Origin of the sequence: Paraniabella hibiscisoli, assembly GCF_022512515.1 — a bacterium.
Classification (GTDB): Bacteria; Bacteroidota; Bacteroidia; order Chitinophagales; family Chitinophagaceae; genus Niabella; species Niabella hibiscisoli.
In genome coordinates this window covers 107,486-126,303 of sequence record NZ_JAKWBK010000002.1, presented here as the reverse complement: position 1 = coordinate 126,303, position 18,818 = coordinate 107,486, and the positions used below count along the sequence as shown (strand labels likewise).

Sequence of the window (18,818 nt, the reverse complement as noted above, 5' to 3'; positions counted from 1 at the left end):
AGCCGCATTGGCCAATGTATAGGCGGCCATACCACCTCCGGCTCCAGACCCTACAATAACAACATCATATTTTTTGGGTTGTTTCTTAATTTGTAAATCCGACATATAGCAAATATGTTTAGCGAGAAAAAATTACAATATACAAATATGATCAAAAATCTGCAAAATCTATTTTGCAAAATTTGGCAAACTGACTTTATTCATTAAACTTTGGGCAACAATCGAATTTAATGCGCAATCGGTTTTCGTCTTTTTTCATTTTCTTATTGATTATTATCATCGGCTTCCTGGCATATTTTCTTGGAAGAAAAAGCGCGTCTAAAACCGTTGACAATGTGGTAATGAATGATGTCCTGATCAGGCAGATCGCAGAACTTTCTGCGCTTGAAGTTCAAGGCAATGCAAGCATTAAGAGCAGCAATATAGCAAATGATGGCAGCATTACCGATAATTTTAAAAAATTGTTTCTGGAGCGAACATTCAATATTTCCGTACCTTACGTGGCCAAATACGGAATAAACCTCGACAACCAACGAATTAATATTGAGGAAAAGAATAAGCAGGTTTTAATTGTATTGCCCAATCCCAAATTGTTGAGCTATGAGCTGAGACTTGACAAGACGAATGCTGCATCAAAAAAGGGACTATTTGAAAGTAACGATGAAGAAGCTTATAATAAGCTGATACAAAAACTATATACACAGTCAAAGGCACAGCTGGAGGGTAATACCGGTTACCAGGAGCAGTCGAAGGAAAAGATCCGGAAAATTATTAAGGATTATTATGCGCCGCTGAATTTTGAGGTGGAAGTAACTTTTAGCAATGAGTTAAGAAGTAAGATAACGGAAGAGGCCAGGCAGTAAAAATTGGAACATGAATCTCTAAATAAATAATTAATACTTACAAACATTACATGCAATATGAAAAGAAATCTTTCCGGTTCTCGTAGGAGTTTTATCAGGAATGCAGCCATTGTTGGCGCAGGGGTAACTATTGTACCCCGGAATGTATTAGGTCGCGGTTTTGTAGCGCCCAGTGATAAATTAAATATAGCCGGCATAGGGGCCGGTGGTAAAGGCGCCAGCGATCTTGCCTCTTTTGCTAAAAGTCCCCAAGTGAATATTGTGGCTCTTTGTGATGTGGATGACAGAGAAGCTAAAGGTTCGCGGGAAAGATTCCCCAAAGCCAGTTATTATAAGGACTTCAGGGAGATGCTGGAGAAAGAAAAAAATAATATAGATGCCTGCAGCATCAGTACGCCTGACCATACCCATGCGGTTGCAACACTGGCGGCTATGCAATTGGGAAAACACGTATATACCCAAAAGCCGCTAACGCACGATATTTACGAAGCCCGTATTTTAACCCAGGCTGCTAAAAATATAAAGTAGTAACGCAAATGGGCAACCAGGGTGCTTCCGGCGATGGCGTTAGAAGAACAAAAGAACTGTATCAATCAGGAATAATCGGCGATGTATATGAAGTGCACGCATGGACTAATCGACCTATCTGGCCACAGGGTGTACCTAAACCAAAAGGTAACCATGAGGTTCCCAAAGAGCTGGATTGGAAACTTTGGCTGGGTACAGCTAAACATGAAGATTTCAACCCGGCTTATGTACCTTTTAACTGGCGTGGTTTCTGGGCCTTTGGAACAGGCGCTTTGGGAGATATGGCTTGTCATATAATGGATCCCATCTATCGCATTCTACCCATACTTTACCCAGAGTCGGCAGAGTGTAGCATTTCTGATCAGTGGACGGGCATGAACCAGGAAGCGAACTTTACAGATAGCTGCCCTATGTCTTCTATCATTCACCTTACTTACCCCAGAACGGATAAGAAAGGAAAAATAAAAGTATCATGGTATGATGGTGGTTTATTACCACAGCGTCCGGATGAGTTATTACCTGAAGAATCATTAGGTAACTGGGATGGTGGTTGTCTTTTTGTAGGTACCAAAGGAAAAATCCTGATGGACTGCTATGGAGCTAACCCACGCTTATTGCCTACCAAATTAATGAAAGAAAAAACACTGCCTAAACAAACCATCAAACGTGTACCAGGCGGTGCTGAAGGGCATTACCTGCAGTGGGTGAACGCCTGTATCGCCGGCCATGGTAAAGGTGAAACGAGCTCTCCGTTTGAATATGCCGGACCATTTACAGAGAGCCTGTTAATGGGTAACCTGGCTATCAGGAGCGCGATGTATATCGATCCTACTGTATCCGGATGGGGTAAGACCAAGTATACGGGCCGCAAGAAATTATTATGGGATGCCGAGAATATGAAGATTACGAATTTTGATATAGCCAACCAGTTTGTTAGAAGACAATACAGCGATGGCTGGACGCTTACTTTATAAGCAATATTCTTATCTATTAAAAACTTCCGCATCAGCGGAAGTTTTTTTATGCCCATACCCCGAAATAAGGAGCAACAAAAAGGCTACCTGTTGGTAACCTTTTTCATTGAAAAATATGATGTATTACAGTGTGATGGTATCCATCACCTGGAAGGTGACTTCTTTCGGACCATCCTTGGTTTTAACTACTTCTGTGATCGTTTTTATTTTTGACGAAGGTGCATGAACCGGTTGAGCGGCGGTAGCCGGATGCTCCAGTTGTGCCAGGGTAGGCGCTATTACCAGTGAAACAATGGACATCAGTTTAATAAGAATGTTCATGGACGGCCCTGAAGTGTCTTTTAAAGGATCGCCCACGGTATCACCCGTAACAGATGCCTTATGCGGTTCTGATTTCTTGTAATACATTTCGCCATTGATCTCCACACCTTTTTCAAAAGCTTTCTTGGCATTATCCCAGGCACCGCCTGCGTTGTTTTGAAACATACCCAATAAAACCCCGCTAACTGTTGCTCCCGCTAAAAATCCGCCCAGCGCTTCAGCTCCCAGGCCTGGCATAAAGCCGATCACCAAGGGAGATATAATAGCGATGGTTCCGGGAACGATCATTTTTTTGATAGATGCTTCGGTCGATATCTCTACGCATTTATCATATTCGGGTGTGGCAGTACCTTCCATAATACCTGGTATGGTATGAAACTGGCGGCGTACTTCTGCCACCATTGCCATAGCTGCTTCACCCACTGCCCTGATAGCGAGTGATGAAAACAGGAATGGTATCATGGCGCCTACAAAGAGGCTGGCCAGTACATTTGCCTTGTATATATCGATGCCGTCAATTTGGGCTACACCTACAAAAGCTGCAAATAATGCCAGTGCCGTTAAAGCTGCTGATGCAATGGCAAAGCCTTTACCGGTAGCCGCTGTAGTGTTACCTACGGCATCCAATACATCGGTTTTCTCTCTTACTTCTTTAGGGAGTTCGCTCATTTCAGCAATACCGCCTGCATTATCGGCAATGGGGCCGAAAGCATCAATAGCGAGTTGCATGGCAGTAGTAGCCATCATAGCTGCCGCTGCAATAGCTACGCCATAAAGGCCTGCGCATTCGTAAGATCCCCAGATACCCCCAGCCAGAACAATAATAGGCAGGAAGGTAGATTCCATACCGATTGCCAGCCCACCAATAACGTTAGTCGCATGCCCTGTTGATGATTTCTTAATGATCATATTCACCGGGCGTTTGCCCATGGCGGTATAGTATTCGGTAATAACACTCATCAGTGCTCCAACAACCAGGCCTACTCCAATCGCTCCCAATACACCGTATTTGGTAAATACAAAGCCACGCAGTTCCATTTGTTGAGGAAGCAGCCATATTACCAAACCAGCAGATGCAATGGCTGTTAAGATCATGGAACCCCAGTTACCCATATTCAATGCTCTTTGAACCGTCTCTGTACTGATACTGGCCGTTTCACTGATCCTTACAAACAGGGTTCCGATAATAGAAAGCAGAATGCCAATACCCGCTATAAGCATAGGTAATATAATGGGGAGAAGCCTCCCAAAGCATCAGGAGAACCTATCACATTAATTTGCTGTCCGAGCACAATGGTAGCCAGCACGGTAGCCACATAAGAACCAAAAAGGTCAGCACCCATACCCGCTACATCACCTACATTGTCACCTACATTATCTGCGATAGTGGCCGGGTTACGCGGATCATCTTCTGGTATACCTGCTTCTACTTTTCCCACCAGGTCGGCGCCTACATCGGCAGCCTTGGTATAAATACCACCACCTACGCGAGCAAACAGGGCTATCGATTCTGCACCCAAAGAAAAACCGGTTAAAACCTCGATGGTCTGGATCATTTCATGCGAATTAAGCGCTGCATCAGGAGCGAAGTAGGCTTTTAGCAAAATGTATAATCCGCCTAAACCTAAAACGGCCATGCCGGCTACTCCTACACCCATTACAGCACCGCCACCAAACGATACATTTAATGCCTTCTTAAGGCTGGTTCTTGCGGCATGTGCTGTACGTACATTAGATAATGTAGCAGAACGCATACCTATATACCCGGCAAGGGCACTTAAAACAGCGCCAATCACAAAAGCTACCGATATCATCCAATGCGAATGCGGATTGGTTTGTGCAAGCACAGCCAGTAAAATACCTACCACTACTACAAAGTAGCCCAATATCTTCCACTCGGCCTTCAAAAAAGCCATGGCTCCTACACTAATGTAGTTACTTATTTCCTTCATTCGGGGAGTACCGGCATCCTGCCTGGCTACCCACTTAAACTTAACATACGTGTACAATAAGCCAATGATGGCCATCACTGGTACGAGATAGATGATGTGTTGCATATAATTATATATCCTTTCGATTTGGCAAGACCCACAAATATAGGGGAACTGATTAAAATGTTATGGTTTATTTCGATACAGGCAAATAACCGGTTTCGTTTTATTTACTTCTGTAATAATAGATGTATTTTACAAATCTTCAAACTTAATTTTCTTTTCTTTTAATTTCTTTAAAACCGGCTCATAAATTTCCCTGGTCAAAGGAATTCTGAGGCCGGTTATATTTATTTTTTCTCCAGTATAAGTTCTGTAGCAATGCCTAGTGGAAGCCCCACCGTTTTTGCCATTGCTGTGTTTAAAGCATCATCGCCTTTTACAATCATACAACTTTTTGTTGAATATAGCTGATTGTTTTTTCATACTCAATTTCATGAAGCATAATGATCATATCCTTGTCATCCTGCTCTATTTTTAACCGAGTTTCTAATAAGTGGCGAAGTATATCAGCAGAAGCGGCAGCTTGTTCAGGTATCGTATCATCGCCGGCCAGGCCCAGGTATATCAACTGCTTTCTTACCAGTTCCCTGTCCGCCTCAGCAACAGTGGCGTCGATATATCCGTCTAAAGTTGTTGATGAAGAATGCTGTTGGATAGATTGGTTAACCCAGTCTTTAATACTATTGTAATGCTCTTTTTCTTTAAAAGGAGCCGCATCCGTTAATCCTGCATCAATGATGTGCTGCCAGCCTTTACAAAAATCCGGATGGCGCAAAGTTGTTCTCATAAAAGTATGAGCCGATTCCAATCCATACAATGCTGCATAAGAAAGCGAGTCCCGGTTAGGATAATAAGCGTAAGCTCCGAGAGGAGCTATCTCTACAGTTGGATTATCTTTAAAAATGTCCCGGTAGCTTTTCTCAATAACCTGGCCGCTGAGTTTATATACGGCGCCGGTTTTGCCTGCGTTCACTATATTAGCGGGGTTCCAGGTTATTTTATAATGCCATGGATTGTTGTCACTTTCCGGAGCAATCAATCCGCCGCAATGCGATATAAAACTTTTAATAGCGCCCCCTTCATTTTTGATGCTATGTATTAACTGCATAGCGCTCATGTGGTCAATGCCGGGGTCAAGGCCCATTTCACAGAGAAAGAACAGCCCCTTTCGATTGATTTCATTTTCGAGCTTTCGCATAGCCTCGTCCAGGTACGAAGCTGTCAGTAAGTTTTTGCTGTGCGCAACACAATCCTGTGCTACAATATAATGTAATGCAGGCGGGAGCATCGATATAACAATATCGCTTTGGCCAATCACCTTCTCTCTCCCGGTAGCATCATTAATATTAAAGGACATCGCACTGCCGTTAACATGCCCTTTTATCTTTGACAATGCTAATGAAAGATCGGCATCTACTACCACCAGTTTCCAGTTATATATCTCTGATTGTTCAAGCAGGTAATTGATCAGGACGGTAGCCGATTTGCCAGCTCCAAAGAGGAGTATTTGCTTTGTTTCCTTAGTCAAGAATGATTGATTTTTGGGCTTTATAACTTTGAATAATCAGCCACTGAATACTGTCGTGAATGTTATTGAATGGCTTGCTTCATTGAGCCAGCTCTATTTATAAAAAAGCTACCATCAAGGTAGCTTTTAATTATCTGAAAAACAAAAATGCTTATTTCTTTTTCTTTGTTACAGCCGCTTTCTTTACGGGAGCCGCTTTGGTTAACTTACTTTCTTCATCAGCCAGCTTAACTGCCTTATAGGCATTAATAATACCGCCGTATACAGATATGTCCGACAGCATCACATCAGGTCCACCTCCCGGATTTTTTACTCTTTCAGAAGGCTTACTAACGCTTTTTTCAATAATGCTTTTTACCTGTACTGCTGAAAGGTTTGGATAGTAGCTCATGATCAATGCTGCCACGCCCGATACTACCGGAGCTGCCATACTGGTTCCCTGCAGGTCTGCATAGGTATTGCCTCCCGGTACAGTAGAGTAGATCTTAACACCAGGCGAGAATACATCCACTTCTTTTTTACCGTAGTTAGAGAAGCTGGCAGTTAGCCCTCCCGATTTTTTATCACCACTGGCGCCAATAGTGATCCAGCTTTGAGGTCTTTGACCATCAGCAAATTTAGTCGAAGGGAAGTTGTAAGCTGTATCTACATTGGCTGCATCGTTACCTGCTGCATGAACCAATAATACATTTTTACTTTCAGCATATTTAACAGCCTCGTCTACCCATTTTTTTCAGGAGAAAAACCTTTGCCAAAACTCATGTTGATAACACGGGCGCCGTTGTCTACCGCATATCGTATACCTAATGCAATATCTTTATCATGTTCATCTCCGTCGGGAACAGCCCTGATACTCATTAACTTCACGTTATCTGCAACTCCGTCCATACCCAAGCCGTTGTTACGCGCTGCACCAACAATTCCTGCAACGTGCGTACCATGCTTGGCAGATTCGTTATCTACATACACATTGCCATTACCATAATACTTGTCATTGATATCATCGTAATTGTCTTGTACGATATCTGATCGGTAATTGGTAGGAGGAGTTTGGCCCGCAGCCGCTTTAACCAGGTCACGGGAGGATAGTTCTATCAGCTCGTTATTGGTGATCTCCTGGGTGTTATTCAATTTACAGGTCCCCATCATCACCTGCTTTAGCTGGTGGGCGGCTGCATTTAATGGTGTATAATTAACCAGATCGTTACAAGTGTAGAGTTCTTTTTTAAGTTCTTTCTTGATAATAGAGTCGCCCTCTTTCAATACCTCCACCAACAGGGTCATATACTCAAACTCTTTAGGCTCCATCTGGTTTTTATCAATATCTTTTTTAGCTCTCAGCCACAATTGGTAATTTCCTTTCTCCGTGGCAGGTATTTCTTTTTCTGATTTTCCTTCAAACTGTTTTTTAAATTTCCAGTAAACACGGGTGCCCTCATAGCTATCTTTGGTTACATTCTGCTTACCGTCTTTACTTCCTAAAAAGTTCCAGCCGTTGATATCATCCACATAACCATTTTTGTCATCATCAATGCCGTTACCGGGTATCTCTTTGGTATTGATCCATAAAACCGGTTTAAGGTCCTCGTGTGTAGTGTCAATGCCCGAATCTACTATACCCACGATAACCGGGGTACTTTTCAGTCCTTTCGATTTTAGAAAGTCGTAAGCCTGATCCAGGCTTATCCCGTACAATCCATCTTTCTGGAGGTCTTTTAAATGCCAACCCTGAGGAATATTATCTTTTTTATCAGGAGCTGAATCCTGGGCAGCTACATCAAAAGAAAGGCTACCAGCAATCAAAAAAATGCCTAACGCACTAAATACTCTCTTCATGCAAAACAATAATTTAAATAAAACAATCTACAAAAATAGTGCACATAGCTTAAAGAATATCATAAAATGATAAACGGACCATGAGGCATTTTAATGGTTAAAAAATAACCATTCAGACAGTTGCAATTATGCAGCCAACTCTATATATGCCCTGTAAATACCGCAATCTACCCCAGTTCGAATTTAATACCCTGTGCCAAAGGCAATTGTGCGCTGTAATTGATGGTGTTGGTTTGCCGGCGCATATAGTTCTTCCAGGCATCGCTACCACTTTCGCGGCCGCCACCTGTTTCCTTTTCACCGCCAAATGCCCCGCCTATTTCTGCTCCGGATGTGCCGATATTTACGTTGGCAATACCGCAATCGCTCCCATTATGGGCCAGGAAGTGTTCGGCTTCCCGAAGATTATTCGTCATTATAGCAGAAGATAGTCCTTGAGGTACACTATTTTGAATAACAATCGCTTCTTCCAGTTCTTTATACCGGATAAGGTAAAGAATCGGGGCAAAAGTTTCGGTATGTACGATGGGCAGATCATGGGTCACTTCGGCAATGCAAGGTTGTACATAACAACCACTCTCAAAGTTTTCGCCGTTCAATATGCCTCCTTTAATCAAAAAATGACCTCCCTGCTCCACACAATCTGCAATTGCATTATTATAGGCGCTTACGGCTGCTTTATCGATCAGCGGACCAACATGATTGGCTGTATCAAGCGGGTTGCCGATCTTTAATTGCTGATAAGCTTTTACCAACTTCTCTTTAAATGCCTCATAAATATCTTCATGAATAATTAAGCGCCGGGTAGTGGTACATCTTTGTCCTGCCGTACCTACAGCACCAAAAACAGCAGCCGGAATAGCAATATTGAGGTCAGCATCTTTCGAAATAATGATCGCATTATTACCACCCAGCTCCAATAAAGAGCGACCTAAACGCTGGGCTACCTTAGTGGATACGGCCTTGCCCATACGAGTAGACCCGGTAGCTGAGATCAACTGAATGCGGTCGTCTCCGGCCAGCCATTCACCCGCTTCAGCAGTACCATTAATCAGGCAGGAAACGCCTTCCGGCACCTGGTGCTCCTCGAAAACCTTTGCTATTATATTTTGGCAGGCTATGGCACAGAGTGGTGTCTTTTCTGAAGGTTTCCAGATGCAAACATCACCGCAAACCCAGGCTAGCATAGCGTTCCAGCTCCATACTGCCACCGGGAAATTGAAAGCAGAGATGATGCCCACCAAACCCAGGGGGTGGTACTGCTCGTACATTCTATGCCCCGGTCTTTCGCTATGCATGGTTAAGCCGTGCAGCTGGCGACTCAAGCCTACCGCGAAATCACAGATGTCGATCATCTCCTGAACTTCGCCGAGGCCCTCCTGCAGGCTTTTACCCATTTCATAAGAAACCAGCTTCCCCAGGTTTTCTTTGTTTTTGCGCAGCTCCTCACCAATCAGCCGAACGATCTCACCACGTTTCGGAGCCGCCACAGCCTCCATTCTTTAAAAGCCTGCTGAGCCGTCCCGATTACCTGTTCATAATCAGCACGGCTGGTTGCCTGTACCGATCCTATAAGGACGGTATCAACAGGAGAGAGGGATGTAATCTCATTATCACCGGATGATAGCCAAAGGCTTCCTGTGCTGGTTCCATTATTGACAGCTGACAAGCCCAGCTCTTGTAAAAATTTCATAGACAATCTTGTTGATTATTATAAAATTAAGGAAATGAACAGATGTTTATCATAGCCAGCGGAACATTTTGACAATACTTAAAGCACGCGCCTGTTTTTGCAGTGGCTTAGGGTGCAGTGTAGAAAAACAACAGGGCTTAATGACTATTCAGTGCTTGTATGTACTTTTGACAACTGTAAAAGAAAACCATCATTTATAGCAGCGCATGAGTGTATTCTCCTATCATCTAGTAAAAACATCCTATACATCTGCTCTTCAAGCTATGTTACTGTCACCCGGGTCAAAGCAGGTTCCAGGATTAATTTATGCGGAGTGGATGAACGCGATGACCTTAGGCGCGCCGGTTTTTGATCCTTCACGCATATTGATCAGGCAGTTGGCGGTATTTGCTCAATGGGAAAATGAAGCAGCTATAGATCATTTTTTAGAAGAGAACAAATGGGGTAGGGTATTGGCAGGTGGTTGGCATACCCGCCTGGTTTTTATGCGACAATGGGGCAGTATAAAAGGGTTTAGAATACCGGCTCCGACAATTGACGCCGATACACCCGAGGCCCCGGTTGTTGCAGTAACCATAGCCCGGATGAAATTTCCGGAAATTCCCCGATTCATTCAATGGGGCCGGCCTGTAGAAAAGCTCGTGCGTGATCATCCGGGAACCACTTTGTCATTAGCTTCTATCCGGCTTCCTAATACAGTGTCTACTTTCTCTATATGGAAAACCCAAAAGAAATGACCGATATGGTACAGGGACATAGTGCTGTTCCACGGCCGGAAAGACATATTAAAGCCATGAAAGAAAGAGATAGAAAAGATTTTCATTTTGAATTCACCACGCTACGGTTTAAGCCAGTCGCGGAGTTCGGAGAATGGAATGGCAGCAGCCATATTATTCCGGGCTTTAAAAAGGATTCGTAATATGGGCTTTGCTTATCCGATGCAAAAACTACAGGACTGGATTACCCAACAATGGGTAATTTTCAGGGGCAGAAAAATTGAACCAGCGCACTATCCCTGGCTGATAGGCCCGTTTGGAAACCTCGATGCCGTCGGCGGCGACTTTATCCATCGCTTTGCGGAAAAAGAAAACCTGGTGATTGAAAAAGATGCGCCGGTAAAAGGTATTATTCCTTCCATGGCCAGCCTAAACCTGCCAGATGAAGAAATGTCCCGTCTCTCCCGGGAAGTTATCGGGTTTTATGAAAGCACAAATAGCTACGATCTTGATTTCTCGGTACAATGGAATTCCTTTTTTAAGTTTTTCGGATTGCTGCTGAACCGCTTATTCAGCAAAAGGCTCAACCAGCTAAATATCCCCACCGAAAGCATCCCCGATGCTGAGTCGATCAAGAGCGAGATCATCAATCTGGTAGATCCTCAAACCAATCAAATAAAGCATACTTTTTGGTTCAGAGCCCTTGAGTCAACCGGACAGGTTATTTATTCGGGTGTTTATGGTATTTGCCAGCTACCATCGGGTAAAACCTGCGTGAAAGCGGTATTTCCTTTGCCCAATGGTAATGCTACGGTTATTATGAACCCGGCTGTGGGCGAAAACGGGGAATTGATTTTAGATTCTTCCGGGAACAAATTTGGCGACGCCGGATTCTATTTTTTATTAAAAGATGCCAGAGGGAAATACCATGCTCAATTCATCCGTTCGTTCCGCGACCGGTTGGTTATCGGCTCCCGCGAAAAACTCATTTCTGCGGAGCAAACCTTAACGCTCTGGAACCGGAAAGTGCTTCAATTTAATTATGAAATCAGGCGCCATACCAAGCATAAACTTCTGTAGTATAACATAAAATCATTTTCTTGTATGCCATTTAGTTTTCATCCTTTATCTTTGATTTTTAATGAAGCTTTCAACGCAACACTTGCTCGGCATTAAAGACCTCACGAAGGAGGATATTACTCTTTTTTAGATACAGCCACCCAGTTTAAAGAAGTTTTACAAAGGCCCGTTAAAAAAGTGCCTTCCTTAAGGGATGTTACTATTGTAAACCTGTTTTACGAAAACTCTACGCGTACCCGTATTTCTTTTGAGCTGGCAGAGAAAAGATTATCGGCAGATACCATCAATTTTACCGCCTCGGGCTCTTCGGTTTCCAAAGGCGAAACCTTGCTCGACACGGTAAACAATATTTTATCGATGAAAGTGGATATGGTGGTAATGCGGCATAGCGCCAGCGGTGCGCCCCACTTTTTATCACAACATATTCCTGCAGCTATTGTAAATGCCGGCGATGGGGTGAATGAGCATCCTACGCAGGGTTTGCTGGATGCTTTTTCTATAAGGGAGAAAGTAGGCAAACTGGCGGGCACCAAAGTGGCTATTATTGGCGACATCACCCATAGTCGTGTGGCCATGAGCAATATGTACCTGTTAAAGAAAATGGGTGCCGAGGTAACTTTATGCGGTCCTCCTACCTTAATTCCCAAATATGCGCGGGAGGCTTTTGGGGTAAATGTGAGCTATAACCTGGAGGAGACCCTGAACTGGTGCGATGTGGCGAATGTATTGCATATACAGCTGGAGAGACAAAACCAGGTATTGTTTTCTTCTTTGAGAGAATACAACCTGAGTTATGGTATCAGTCGTAAATTGCTGGAAGGCTTAAAGAAAGATGTGGTGATTATGCACCCGGGGCCTATTAACCGTGGGGTGGAGCTGGATAGCGATGTAGCGGACAGTGGGCAGTCGATTATTTTGCAGCAGGTAGAAAATGGGGTAGCGGTTAGAATGGCTGTTTTGTATTTGCTCTCGAATAAGAATAATTAATAGTGAGTGGTGAGTAGTGAATAGGAAGTAGTGAGTAGCGAATGGGGGATGGATGACAGTGAATTGATTTAAGTTGAAAAAATATCTAATATGGTCTCTGTTATCCGGAATCCAGAATCCAATATAAAAAGTATCAAACGTCGAGCATCCAATATCCAATATCAACCATCTAGTCTCTAACATCTAATGTCTGCATAATGTCCGAAAGAATCTGTTTATTTCCCGGAACCTTTGATCCCATTACATTGGGTCATGAAGATATAATTAATCGCGCCCTGCCTTTATTCGATAAAATAATTGTTGGCATAGGTTACAATACTTCTAAAAAGCCCATGTTCTCTACTTCTCAGCGACTACAGTGGATCAGGGATATTTACGGGAATGCAGACAGGGTACAGGGGGCCGTCTACGAAGGCCTGACTGTTAACTTTTGTAAAAAAATAGGCGCGAAGTTTATATTAAGAGGTATCCGTTATGTAAGCGATTTCGAATATGAAAAAACAATTGCAGATGCTAACCGTGCGCTAGATAAAGAGATCGAAACCGTGTTTCTCACCGGTGAACCTAAATACACTTCGGTAGCTTCTACAATTGTTCGTGATATTATAAAAAATGGTGGTAATGCCAGCCCTTTTCTTTCTGAGGTTGTTTGCGAGTCTTTGAGAACCATACCGTTGTCGGGGTAACCTGCTTGGGGTATGTCAGTTCCCTAGCTATTCCGGCGATTGCGGACTGGATTTAGAGTCGTGATCTGCTACACTGAACGCAACCGCACTCTGAGATAAGCCACCACTTCTCTGCCATTTTGAATGGCTGGTTTCCATTTTCCTGATTTCTTTATCACACGAACCGCTTCCTCGTCCATGCCATAGCCTGCTTTCTTACCAATTGTTTTCACATCGGTTACGTTACCCTCTTTATCAATAATAAATTGTACAGTTGTATTGTAGGAGCCTGTGGGCGCATTGTTCTTCACACCAACCTGTCCGTCCAAATTCCTTTTGATAAAAGCATTCCAGTTACCAGGGTAGGTTGCGTCTATTTCAACTTTTGTAAAAATTTCTGGCTCTTTCTGCGAGCTGGCTGAAGAGACAGTAGGGGTTGCTAGACCTATGTTTTGCTGGCTATTTTCAGCCCTTTTTTTTGCGTCTCGTACTACCAGGAAATTGACTGGTTGTATCCTAAAGGACTTAACTGGCTTACTTATCCCTTCTTTGTTGTTGTTATTGATAGCAGGGTTCCACTCAGGGACTTTTTTAAAATTCGTACCACTTCCTCCTCCATGCCATAGCCCTCATTAGTAATGGGTTCAATGTTTGAAACGGTTCCGTTTTCGTTAACAATAAACTTAATTAAGACTTCATAATTCCCAGCTGGAGCACCTTTATCGGTTGGCACCTGGCCGTCCAGATTTCTTTCTATAAAATTGTTCCAGCTACCTTTAAATGCAGCGTCTACATCCACTTTTATTTCACCATCTTTTAAAACTCTTTGGGAATATCTTTTCCAGCGACCCCGTAACCCAAATAGTATTTAATTTACGATACCTCCCGTTACCTGTAACATATTCGGCACTAACCTCCCTTGGGTTTCTTTCTGTTATTGCCTTTTGAGTTTTTGCAGGTACCGTGTCTTTGCTTATTACAAAAGGGCGCTCATTGATCACTGCAATGGGATCGGTGACGGCTACCGGATTATCGGTGTCCATACTCAATACTTCGGGCACCATACGCTTGATCTCTTTTTCATAGCTAAAAGCAAATAATGCAATGGCAGTTGCAGCTACGGGCAATACCAATAGTTTTCTCAGCCACTGGTACTGTGGCTTTTTAGATGATGTTAGCATAGTAATTCTTCTTTTTAATTGATTATGAAAAAATGGATTGATTAACTGTTGCTGCCTGGCGCCTATGGCTCTTACCAGCAGTAACTCTGCATAGGAAGCAGCATTGCTGTTGCCTGCTGCATACTGATCAGCCAAAAACTCCTGGATGGTTTTTACTTCTTTACGGTACAAATAAAAGAAGGGGTTGAACCAGCAAATACTTAAGACAATTTCCATGAAAAGCAGGTCCATGCTATGTTTGCTGCGTATATGGTACATTTCATGTTTAAACATGTGCATACCTTCTTTTGATTCCAGCCGGGTATCCTGATGCCAGAATAACCATTTGAAAAAGGAGAAAGGTGCATCCGGGTAAGAGGTTTTTATAAACCGGATGTCTTCAATGATTTCACTGGTTGCGGCCCTTTTGATATGGATAATATGGGAGATCGCTTTCAGCAACCTGAAAAACATCCAAAGCACTACGCATCCATAAAAAATATACAGGAGCGCGGTATAGTCAAACTCTTTGGAGGCCGCCGTAACAACAACCATTTCTCCTGTACTAACAAACTTGTAAATAGGGTTGCTATTCGTGTCATTTACAATCACAGGTATTTTAAGCAACGGCAACAAAAGGCTTAGCGCCATGGCAAATAACAGATAGAACCGGTTGTACTGGTGAAATTTTTCATTGCGCAGGAAGCAATAATAATAGGCATACAGTACAGCAGAGCAGGCAGTCATTTGTATCAGGTAAGTAATCATATAACTGATTTAATAATTAAACCTCAGTAACCTGGAAGGTGATCGGTTGTTTGCGGTAAGCTTTTACCGGCTTGCCGTGCATGATAGCAGGCTTCCATTTGCCGGATTGTTTAATAACCCTGATGGCTTCTTCCTCTAAACCATATCCAACATTCGTCAATGCTTTTACATCTGAAACATTGCCTTTTGTATCAACAATAAATTGAATAACGGTGGTGTGATTACCAGGTGAAGCACCGTTATCAACAGCAACCTGTCCGTTGAGTTTCTTCTCGAGGAAGCTGCGCCAGTTACCCGGATACTTGGCATCGACTTCTACATTGGTAAATACTTCCGGAATATTCTCGTTCCTGTTTTGAGGCTGATCATCAACAGTTGCTGTTGTTGTTTCCGGAGCAGGCGAACTGATATCTTTTGACCCAGGTACAGGATTAATAGTTACCCCGGTAACCGGATCATTTTTCCCGTTGATGGTAGCGCTGTCCATTGATGAAACCGGATCCTTTTTTCCTCGGAAACATTACAACTGATGATTACAGTGGTGGCAGTTACAAAAAGTAGCGGAAGGGGAACCAATTTACGCAGCCATTGGTGGGCTGTTTTTTTAGATGAGGTAAGCATAAAAATTCTTCTTTTAATTTGGTGATGAAAAAACGGATTAACCAGGCGCTGGTGCTTTACGCCCATGGCTCGTAGTAATAACAATTCAGCATAAACCAGCGTATTGCTGTTAGCGGTAGCATACCGGTCGGCCAGGAACTCCTGCAATGTTTTGATTTCTTTGCGGTACAGGTAGAAGAATGGATTAAACCAGCACATAGCCAATACCAGTTCAAGAAAAACCAGGTCCCAGCTATGTTTGCTGCGAATATGGTATAGCTCATGTTGCAGGATATGCCTGCCTTCAACCGATTGCCTATCGGTGCTGCTGTTCCAGAACAGCCAGTTAAAAAAGAAAACGGCGCATCAGTATGATCCGTGTTAACCAACTTTACGGTGTCAAATGGTTCAACAACGGATGCTTTACGGATCAAAGCAATATGCCGGATGCTTAATGCAAACCGGGCCAATAGCAGGAGCAGGGGGATGAGATAAACCAACCAAACCCAATCCAGGTAAGCGTTGCTTCCGGTGCCGGCAACGGTTACATTTTCTTCGGTACCAGCAAATGCATAGATGAGGGAAGAGGCGCTATTATCAGGCGTCAGATACACGGAGATTTTAATCAATGGCAATACCAGGCTTAAGAGCATAGCCAGTAACAGATAAAACCGGTTGTATTGGTGAAATTTTTCATTGCGCAGGAAAAAGTGATAATAGCCGTACAATATTCCTGAGCAGGTAATCATTTGAATGATATAGGTAAGCATACGGCTATTTTTTTTGTTGGTTTTTAATTTGCTGCAGTAAGGCTTCCAGCTCTTCGATGCTTAAATTATTCTCCTTTACCATAAAGGATACCACATTACTAAAAGAGCCTTCGAAATATCCTTTCACCATTTGCTTCATGGTTTTTTTAGAATAATCTTCCTTTGTTATGGCTGCTGTATATTGATGTTGCCTGCCAAAAACATTTACCGTTACAAACTCTTTCTCTGTTAGTATTTTTAAAATAGTAGCCACGGTATTCTGATGGGGTTTGGGAACGGGTATATTATCCAGCAGCTCCCTGAGAAACTGGGGCCCGTTGTCCCATAAAATATGCATGATCTGTTCTTCGGCTTTTGTAAGTTGTTTCATGATGGATATTTAATCTGACAGCAAATTAAAACTAATTTTTTAGTTTAACAACTATTTTTTAGTTATAGAAATGTTGCTGATAATTTCATTTGGCAAGCAGTGGCAAAAGTGTTTTCTTTGGTTACCTCTAAACCAAAATATAATGAAACGAACCTTTCAATTGCTATGTAGTCTTCTTTTAGTAATTACCTCGTACCGTCCGACTTTTGCGCAGGGAACGGAAACTTTTGAGGGCCTTACGGCAGGGGCTACCTCATTTACAAATAATGGAAGAACCTTTAACCTCAGCACTAATGCCCCTTCTTTTTTATCGCCAATTTTACCGGATTGGGCTATGGCCCTTCCAACTATTTTATTCACCTGAATGATTCTTATGGCTCTGTCTCTTCTATTTCAGTGGCGACCGGCACTTTTAAGATCAATAGCTTCTGGTTTTATGTAACCGGCAACGCAACGCAATCTCCTGGCGCTCCTAACCCCAATACAGGCCCGGGTTCCGTAATATTCAGAGGCAAACTGGGAGGTGTTACACAATTTACTGTTATTAAAAGCAGTGGTTTTGCTACATCAGATGCAGCTCCCCAAAAAGGGTTTGCATTGATCAATTTTGCCACAGAGGGTAACGCCAATAATGCTAACGTTTCGATAGACCAGCTCGAAATTGAGCTTAGCTCCAACTTCGATTATTTTGCTATTGATAATTTTAACTGGGCGCAGGGCGCTTTGCCTGTCACCTTCGGAGCCATAAATGCTGTTGCTGCAGGCAACAATTACCAGGTTTCCTGGCAAACCCTTTCAGAAACCAACAATGATCATTTTGAGATACAGGCCTCAACAAATGGCGAGTCTTTTAAAACAGTAGCTTCTGTAGCGTCCAAAGCTGCCAATGGCAATTCTGATACTTTAATTAACTATAACCTGTCTATCGACATTGGCGGTGGGATTACATTAGCTGGTTGGGGTATTTTATCATTGTTGGGAATTGCGGCAGCTGGTAAAAAAGGCGCAGTCTATTGCTCGGCTTTTCGATTTTTGCAGCCGCCATTTTTTGGATGGGTTGCTCTAAACAAGACGCTGTGACGCCCAATAACAAAGAGACTATATACGTACGCGTTGTGCAAATAGATAAAGATGGCAGTCGGAGCGCGAGTAAAGCCGTGGTAATAAACAAAAAATGATTCAGTTGAAGTAAACCGTTTGTTTTTGACTTAAAGGCGTTGAGGATCAGGGCGACCTTTTTGATAGCCGGCTATATAATCTTCCCCTGTATTGGGCATTTTAGCTTATTTTGCACACTATCAATTTTTAAGGATATTATGCAGCAGCCGATCATAGAAATAAAGAACGCTAATATTTACCAGGGAGATAATTTGGTATTAAAAGAGGTGAATCTCACCATTAGAGAAGGTGAGTTCGTATACCTGGTGGGTAGAACCGGTACGGGGAAATCGAGCCTTTTAAAAACCCTTTATGGAGATCTGCTGCTTACTGAAGGCGATGCTGTGGTAGCCGATTATCAGCTTAAAAATATGCACTGGAAACAAGTGCCTTACCTGAGACGAAAGCTGGGTGTGGTTTTCCAGGATTTCAGACTGCTTACCGACCGGAATGTGGCTAATAACCTGCGCTTTGTTTTAAAGGCAACCGGCTGGACGGAAAAGAAGCTGATAGATGATAAAGTAAATGAAGTTTTAGAGCAGGTTGGTTTGCAACATAAAGCTAATAAAATGCCCTATGAGATGAGTGGTGGCGAACAACAAAGGGTGGATATTGCGCGGGCTTTATTAAATAGTCCGAAACTAATACTGGCTGATGAGCCAACAGGTAACCTGGACCCGGTAACTACTGATGAAATCATGACCCTGCTATTATCTATTGCTAAAGAAAGCAATGCCGCTATTGTAATGGCCACGCATGACTATGCTGTGGTAAAAAATATCCTACAAGATTAATAAAAACAGAAGG

21 protein-coding genes and 1 pseudogene are annotated in these 18,818 nt (G+C 42.9%); 10 read left to right on the top strand and 12 right to left on the bottom strand.

Annotated elements, in window-relative coordinates; all coding sequences use genetic code 11:
* Positions 1-230: 230 nt before the first annotated feature.
* The 3 genes from MKP07_RS29115 to MKP07_RS29110 are packed head-to-tail and all read left to right on the top strand — an operon-like array spanning position 231 to position 2,365.
* Positions 231-863, top strand: a complete 633-nt coding sequence (locus MKP07_RS29115) for a DUF4230 domain-containing protein (protein ID WP_240851396.1) — start codon at positions 231-233, stop codon at positions 861-863.
* A 57-nt stretch (positions 864-920) separates the two neighbouring features.
* Entirely contained in the window at positions 921-1,391 is a 471-nt protein-coding gene (locus MKP07_RS41505; protein ID WP_317236132.1) for a Gfo/Idh/MocA family protein, read from the top strand.
* An 8-nt stretch (positions 1,392-1,399) separates the two neighbouring features.
* The gene (locus tag MKP07_RS29110; RefSeq protein ID WP_317236131.1) at positions 1,400-2,365 is read left to right on the top strand and encodes a Gfo/Idh/MocA family oxidoreductase; all 966 of its coding nucleotides are present in this window, start codon (positions 1,400-1,402) and stop codon (positions 2,363-2,365) included.
* A 123-nt stretch (positions 2,366-2,488) separates the two neighbouring features.
* Here MKP07_RS29110 and MKP07_RS39935 read toward each other — a convergent pair whose 3' ends face one another.
* The 6 genes and pseudogenes from MKP07_RS39935 to amaB form a co-directional block, all read right to left on the bottom strand.
* Positions 2,489-3,907, bottom strand: a complete 1,419-nt coding sequence (locus MKP07_RS39935; protein ID WP_262919993.1) for a proton/sodium-translocating pyrophosphatase — start codon at positions 3,905-3,907, stop codon at positions 2,489-2,491.
* On the bottom strand, positions 3,898-4,743 hold the full coding sequence (locus MKP07_RS39930) for a sodium/proton-translocating pyrophosphatase (protein WP_262919992.1): 846 nt from the start codon (positions 4,741-4,743) through the stop codon (positions 3,898-3,900). The genes MKP07_RS39935 and MKP07_RS39930 overlap by 10 nt, the downstream gene beginning before the upstream one ends.
* A 319-nt stretch (positions 4,744-5,062) precedes the next feature.
* Positions 5,063-6,208: a saccharopine dehydrogenase C-terminal domain-containing protein gene (locus MKP07_RS29100; RefSeq protein ID WP_240851394.1), complete on the bottom strand. Its 1,146-nt coding sequence runs from the start codon at positions 6,206-6,208 to the stop codon at positions 5,063-5,065.
* Positions 6,209-6,359: 151 nt separating this feature from the next.
* Positions 6,360-6,890 carry a S8 family serine peptidase gene (locus tag MKP07_RS39925; RefSeq protein ID WP_262919991.1) on the bottom strand — a complete coding sequence of 177 codons (531 nt, stop codon included), beginning with the start codon at positions 6,888-6,890 and terminating at the stop codon, positions 6,360-6,362.
* A gap of 38 nt (positions 6,891-6,928) precedes the next feature.
* Positions 6,929-8,044: a S8 family serine peptidase gene (locus tag MKP07_RS29095; protein ID WP_262919990.1), complete on the bottom strand. Its 1,116-nt coding sequence runs from the start codon at positions 8,042-8,044 to the stop codon at positions 6,929-6,931.
* Positions 8,045-8,211: 167 nt separating this feature from the next.
* Positions 8,212-9,737 (bottom strand): annotated as a pseudogene (gene amaB, locus MKP07_RS29090) (L-piperidine-6-carboxylate dehydrogenase).
* A gap of 263 nt (positions 9,738-10,000) precedes the next feature.
* On the opposite strand from amaB, the gene MKP07_RS29085 reads away from it, so the two are divergent.
* The 5 genes from MKP07_RS29085 (at position 10,001) to coaD (ending at position 13,206) form a co-directional block, all read left to right on the top strand.
* Positions 10,001-10,474, top strand: a complete 474-nt coding sequence (locus tag MKP07_RS29085) for a hypothetical protein (RefSeq protein ID WP_240851392.1) — start codon at positions 10,001-10,003, stop codon at positions 10,472-10,474.
* Positions 10,471-10,656, top strand: coding sequence for a hypothetical protein (locus MKP07_RS29080; RefSeq protein WP_240851391.1), 186 nt, complete (start codon positions 10,471-10,473; stop codon positions 10,654-10,656). The genes MKP07_RS29085 and MKP07_RS29080 overlap by 4 nt, the downstream gene beginning before the upstream one ends.
* Before the next feature lies 1 nt (position 10,657).
* The gene (locus MKP07_RS29075; RefSeq protein ID WP_240851389.1) at positions 10,658-11,533 is read left to right on the top strand and encodes a hypothetical protein; all 876 of its coding nucleotides are present in this window, start codon (positions 10,658-10,660) and stop codon (positions 11,531-11,533) included.
* 177 nt (positions 11,534-11,710) lie between these two features.
* Complete coding sequence (locus MKP07_RS29070) at positions 11,711-12,520, top strand: aspartate carbamoyltransferase catalytic subunit (RefSeq protein WP_240851387.1); 810 nt, start codon at positions 11,711-11,713, stop codon at positions 12,518-12,520.
* 197 nt (positions 12,521-12,717) lie between these two features.
* On the top strand, positions 12,718-13,206 hold the full coding sequence (gene coaD, locus MKP07_RS29065; RefSeq protein ID WP_240851385.1) for a pantetheine-phosphate adenylyltransferase: 489 nt from the start codon (positions 12,718-12,720) through the stop codon (positions 13,204-13,206).
* A 68-nt stretch (positions 13,207-13,274) separates the two neighbouring features.
* Here the strand turns inward: coaD and MKP07_RS29060 are convergent, their stop codons facing one another.
* The 6 genes from MKP07_RS29060 to MKP07_RS29035 form a co-directional block, all read right to left on the bottom strand.
* A complete protein-coding gene (locus MKP07_RS29060; RefSeq protein ID WP_240851383.1) occupies positions 13,275-13,514 on the bottom strand; it encodes an energy transducer TonB in 240 nt (79 codons plus the stop codon).
* 209 nt (positions 13,515-13,723) lie between these two features.
* Positions 13,724-13,984, bottom strand: coding sequence for an energy transducer TonB (locus MKP07_RS29055; RefSeq protein WP_240851381.1), 261 nt, complete (start codon positions 13,982-13,984; stop codon positions 13,724-13,726).
* A 7-nt stretch (positions 13,985-13,991) separates the two neighbouring features.
* Positions 13,992-15,113, bottom strand: coding sequence for a M56 family metallopeptidase (locus MKP07_RS29050; RefSeq protein WP_240851378.1), 1,122 nt, complete (start codon positions 15,111-15,113; stop codon positions 13,992-13,994).
* 16 nt (positions 15,114-15,129) lie between these two features.
* A complete protein-coding gene (locus MKP07_RS29045; RefSeq protein WP_240851376.1) occupies positions 15,130-15,600 on the bottom strand; it encodes an energy transducer TonB in 471 nt (156 codons plus the stop codon).
* Positions 15,552-15,983 carry a hypothetical protein gene (locus MKP07_RS43135; RefSeq protein WP_394803728.1) on the bottom strand — a complete coding sequence of 144 codons (432 nt, stop codon included), beginning with the start codon at positions 15,981-15,983 and terminating at the stop codon, positions 15,552-15,554. The genes MKP07_RS29045 and MKP07_RS43135 overlap by 49 nt, the downstream gene beginning before the upstream one ends.
* A 504-nt stretch (positions 15,984-16,487) precedes the next feature.
* Entirely contained in the window at positions 16,488-16,853 is a 366-nt protein-coding gene (locus MKP07_RS29035; protein ID WP_240851372.1) for a BlaI/MecI/CopY family transcriptional regulator, read from the bottom strand.
* A 327-nt stretch (positions 16,854-17,180) separates the two neighbouring features.
* Here MKP07_RS29035 and MKP07_RS29030 point away from each other — a divergent pair, with 327 nt between their 5' ends.
* Positions 17,181-17,933 carry a hypothetical protein gene (locus tag MKP07_RS29030; protein WP_240851370.1) on the top strand — a complete coding sequence of 251 codons (753 nt, stop codon included), beginning with the start codon at positions 17,181-17,183 and terminating at the stop codon, positions 17,931-17,933.
* 236 nt (positions 17,934-18,169) lie between these two features.
* On the top strand, positions 18,170-18,805 hold the full coding sequence (locus tag MKP07_RS29025; RefSeq protein WP_240851368.1) for a cell division ATP-binding protein FtsE: 636 nt from the start codon (positions 18,170-18,172) through the stop codon (positions 18,803-18,805).
* Positions 18,806-18,818 lie beyond the last annotated feature (13 nt).

Bases quoted from the DNA above. Each gene is read 5' to 3' on its own strand.
- coaD (WP_240851385.1), top strand. From the start codon at position 12,718: ATGTCCGAAAGAATCTGTTTATTTCCCGGAACCTTTGATCCCATTACA.
- MKP07_RS29050 (WP_240851378.1), bottom strand. From the start codon at position 15,113: ATGATTACTTACCTGATACAAATGACTGCCTGCTCTGCTGTACTGTAT.
- MKP07_RS29075 (WP_240851389.1), top strand. From the start codon at position 10,658: ATGGGCTTTGCTTATCCGATGCAAAAACTACAGGACTGGATTACCCAA.
- MKP07_RS29085 (WP_240851392.1), top strand. From the start codon at position 10,001: ATGTTACTGTCACCCGGGTCAAAGCAGGTTCCAGGATTAATTTATGCG.
- MKP07_RS29115 (WP_240851396.1), top strand. From the start codon at position 231: ATGCGCAATCGGTTTTCGTCTTTTTTCATTTTCTTATTGATTATTATC.
- MKP07_RS29035 (WP_240851372.1), bottom strand. From the start codon at position 16,853: ATGAAACAACTTACAAAAGCCGAAGAACAGATCATGCATATTTTATGG.
- MKP07_RS41505 (WP_317236132.1), top strand. From the start codon at position 921: ATGAAAAGAAATCTTTCCGGTTCTCGTAGGAGTTTTATCAGGAATGCA.
- MKP07_RS39935 (WP_262919993.1), bottom strand. From the start codon at position 3,907: ATGCTTATAGCGGGTATTGGCATTCTGCTTTCTATTATCGGAACCCTG.
- MKP07_RS39930 (WP_262919992.1), bottom strand. From the start codon at position 4,743: ATGCAACACATCATCTATCTCGTACCAGTGATGGCCATCATTGGCTTA.
- MKP07_RS29025 (WP_240851368.1), top strand. From the start codon at position 18,170: ATGCAGCAGCCGATCATAGAAATAAAGAACGCTAATATTTACCAGGGA.
- MKP07_RS29080 (WP_240851391.1), top strand. From the start codon at position 10,471: ATGACCGATATGGTACAGGGACATAGTGCTGTTCCACGGCCGGAAAGA.
- MKP07_RS29095 (WP_262919990.1), bottom strand. From the start codon at position 8,044: ATGAAGAGAGTATTTAGTGCGTTAGGCATTTTTTTGATTGCTGGTAGC.
- MKP07_RS29110 (WP_317236131.1), top strand. From the start codon at position 1,400: ATGGGCAACCAGGGTGCTTCCGGCGATGGCGTTAGAAGAACAAAAGAA.
- MKP07_RS29045 (WP_240851376.1), bottom strand. From the start codon at position 15,600: ATGGACAGCGCTACCATCAACGGGAAAAATGATCCGGTTACCGGGGTA.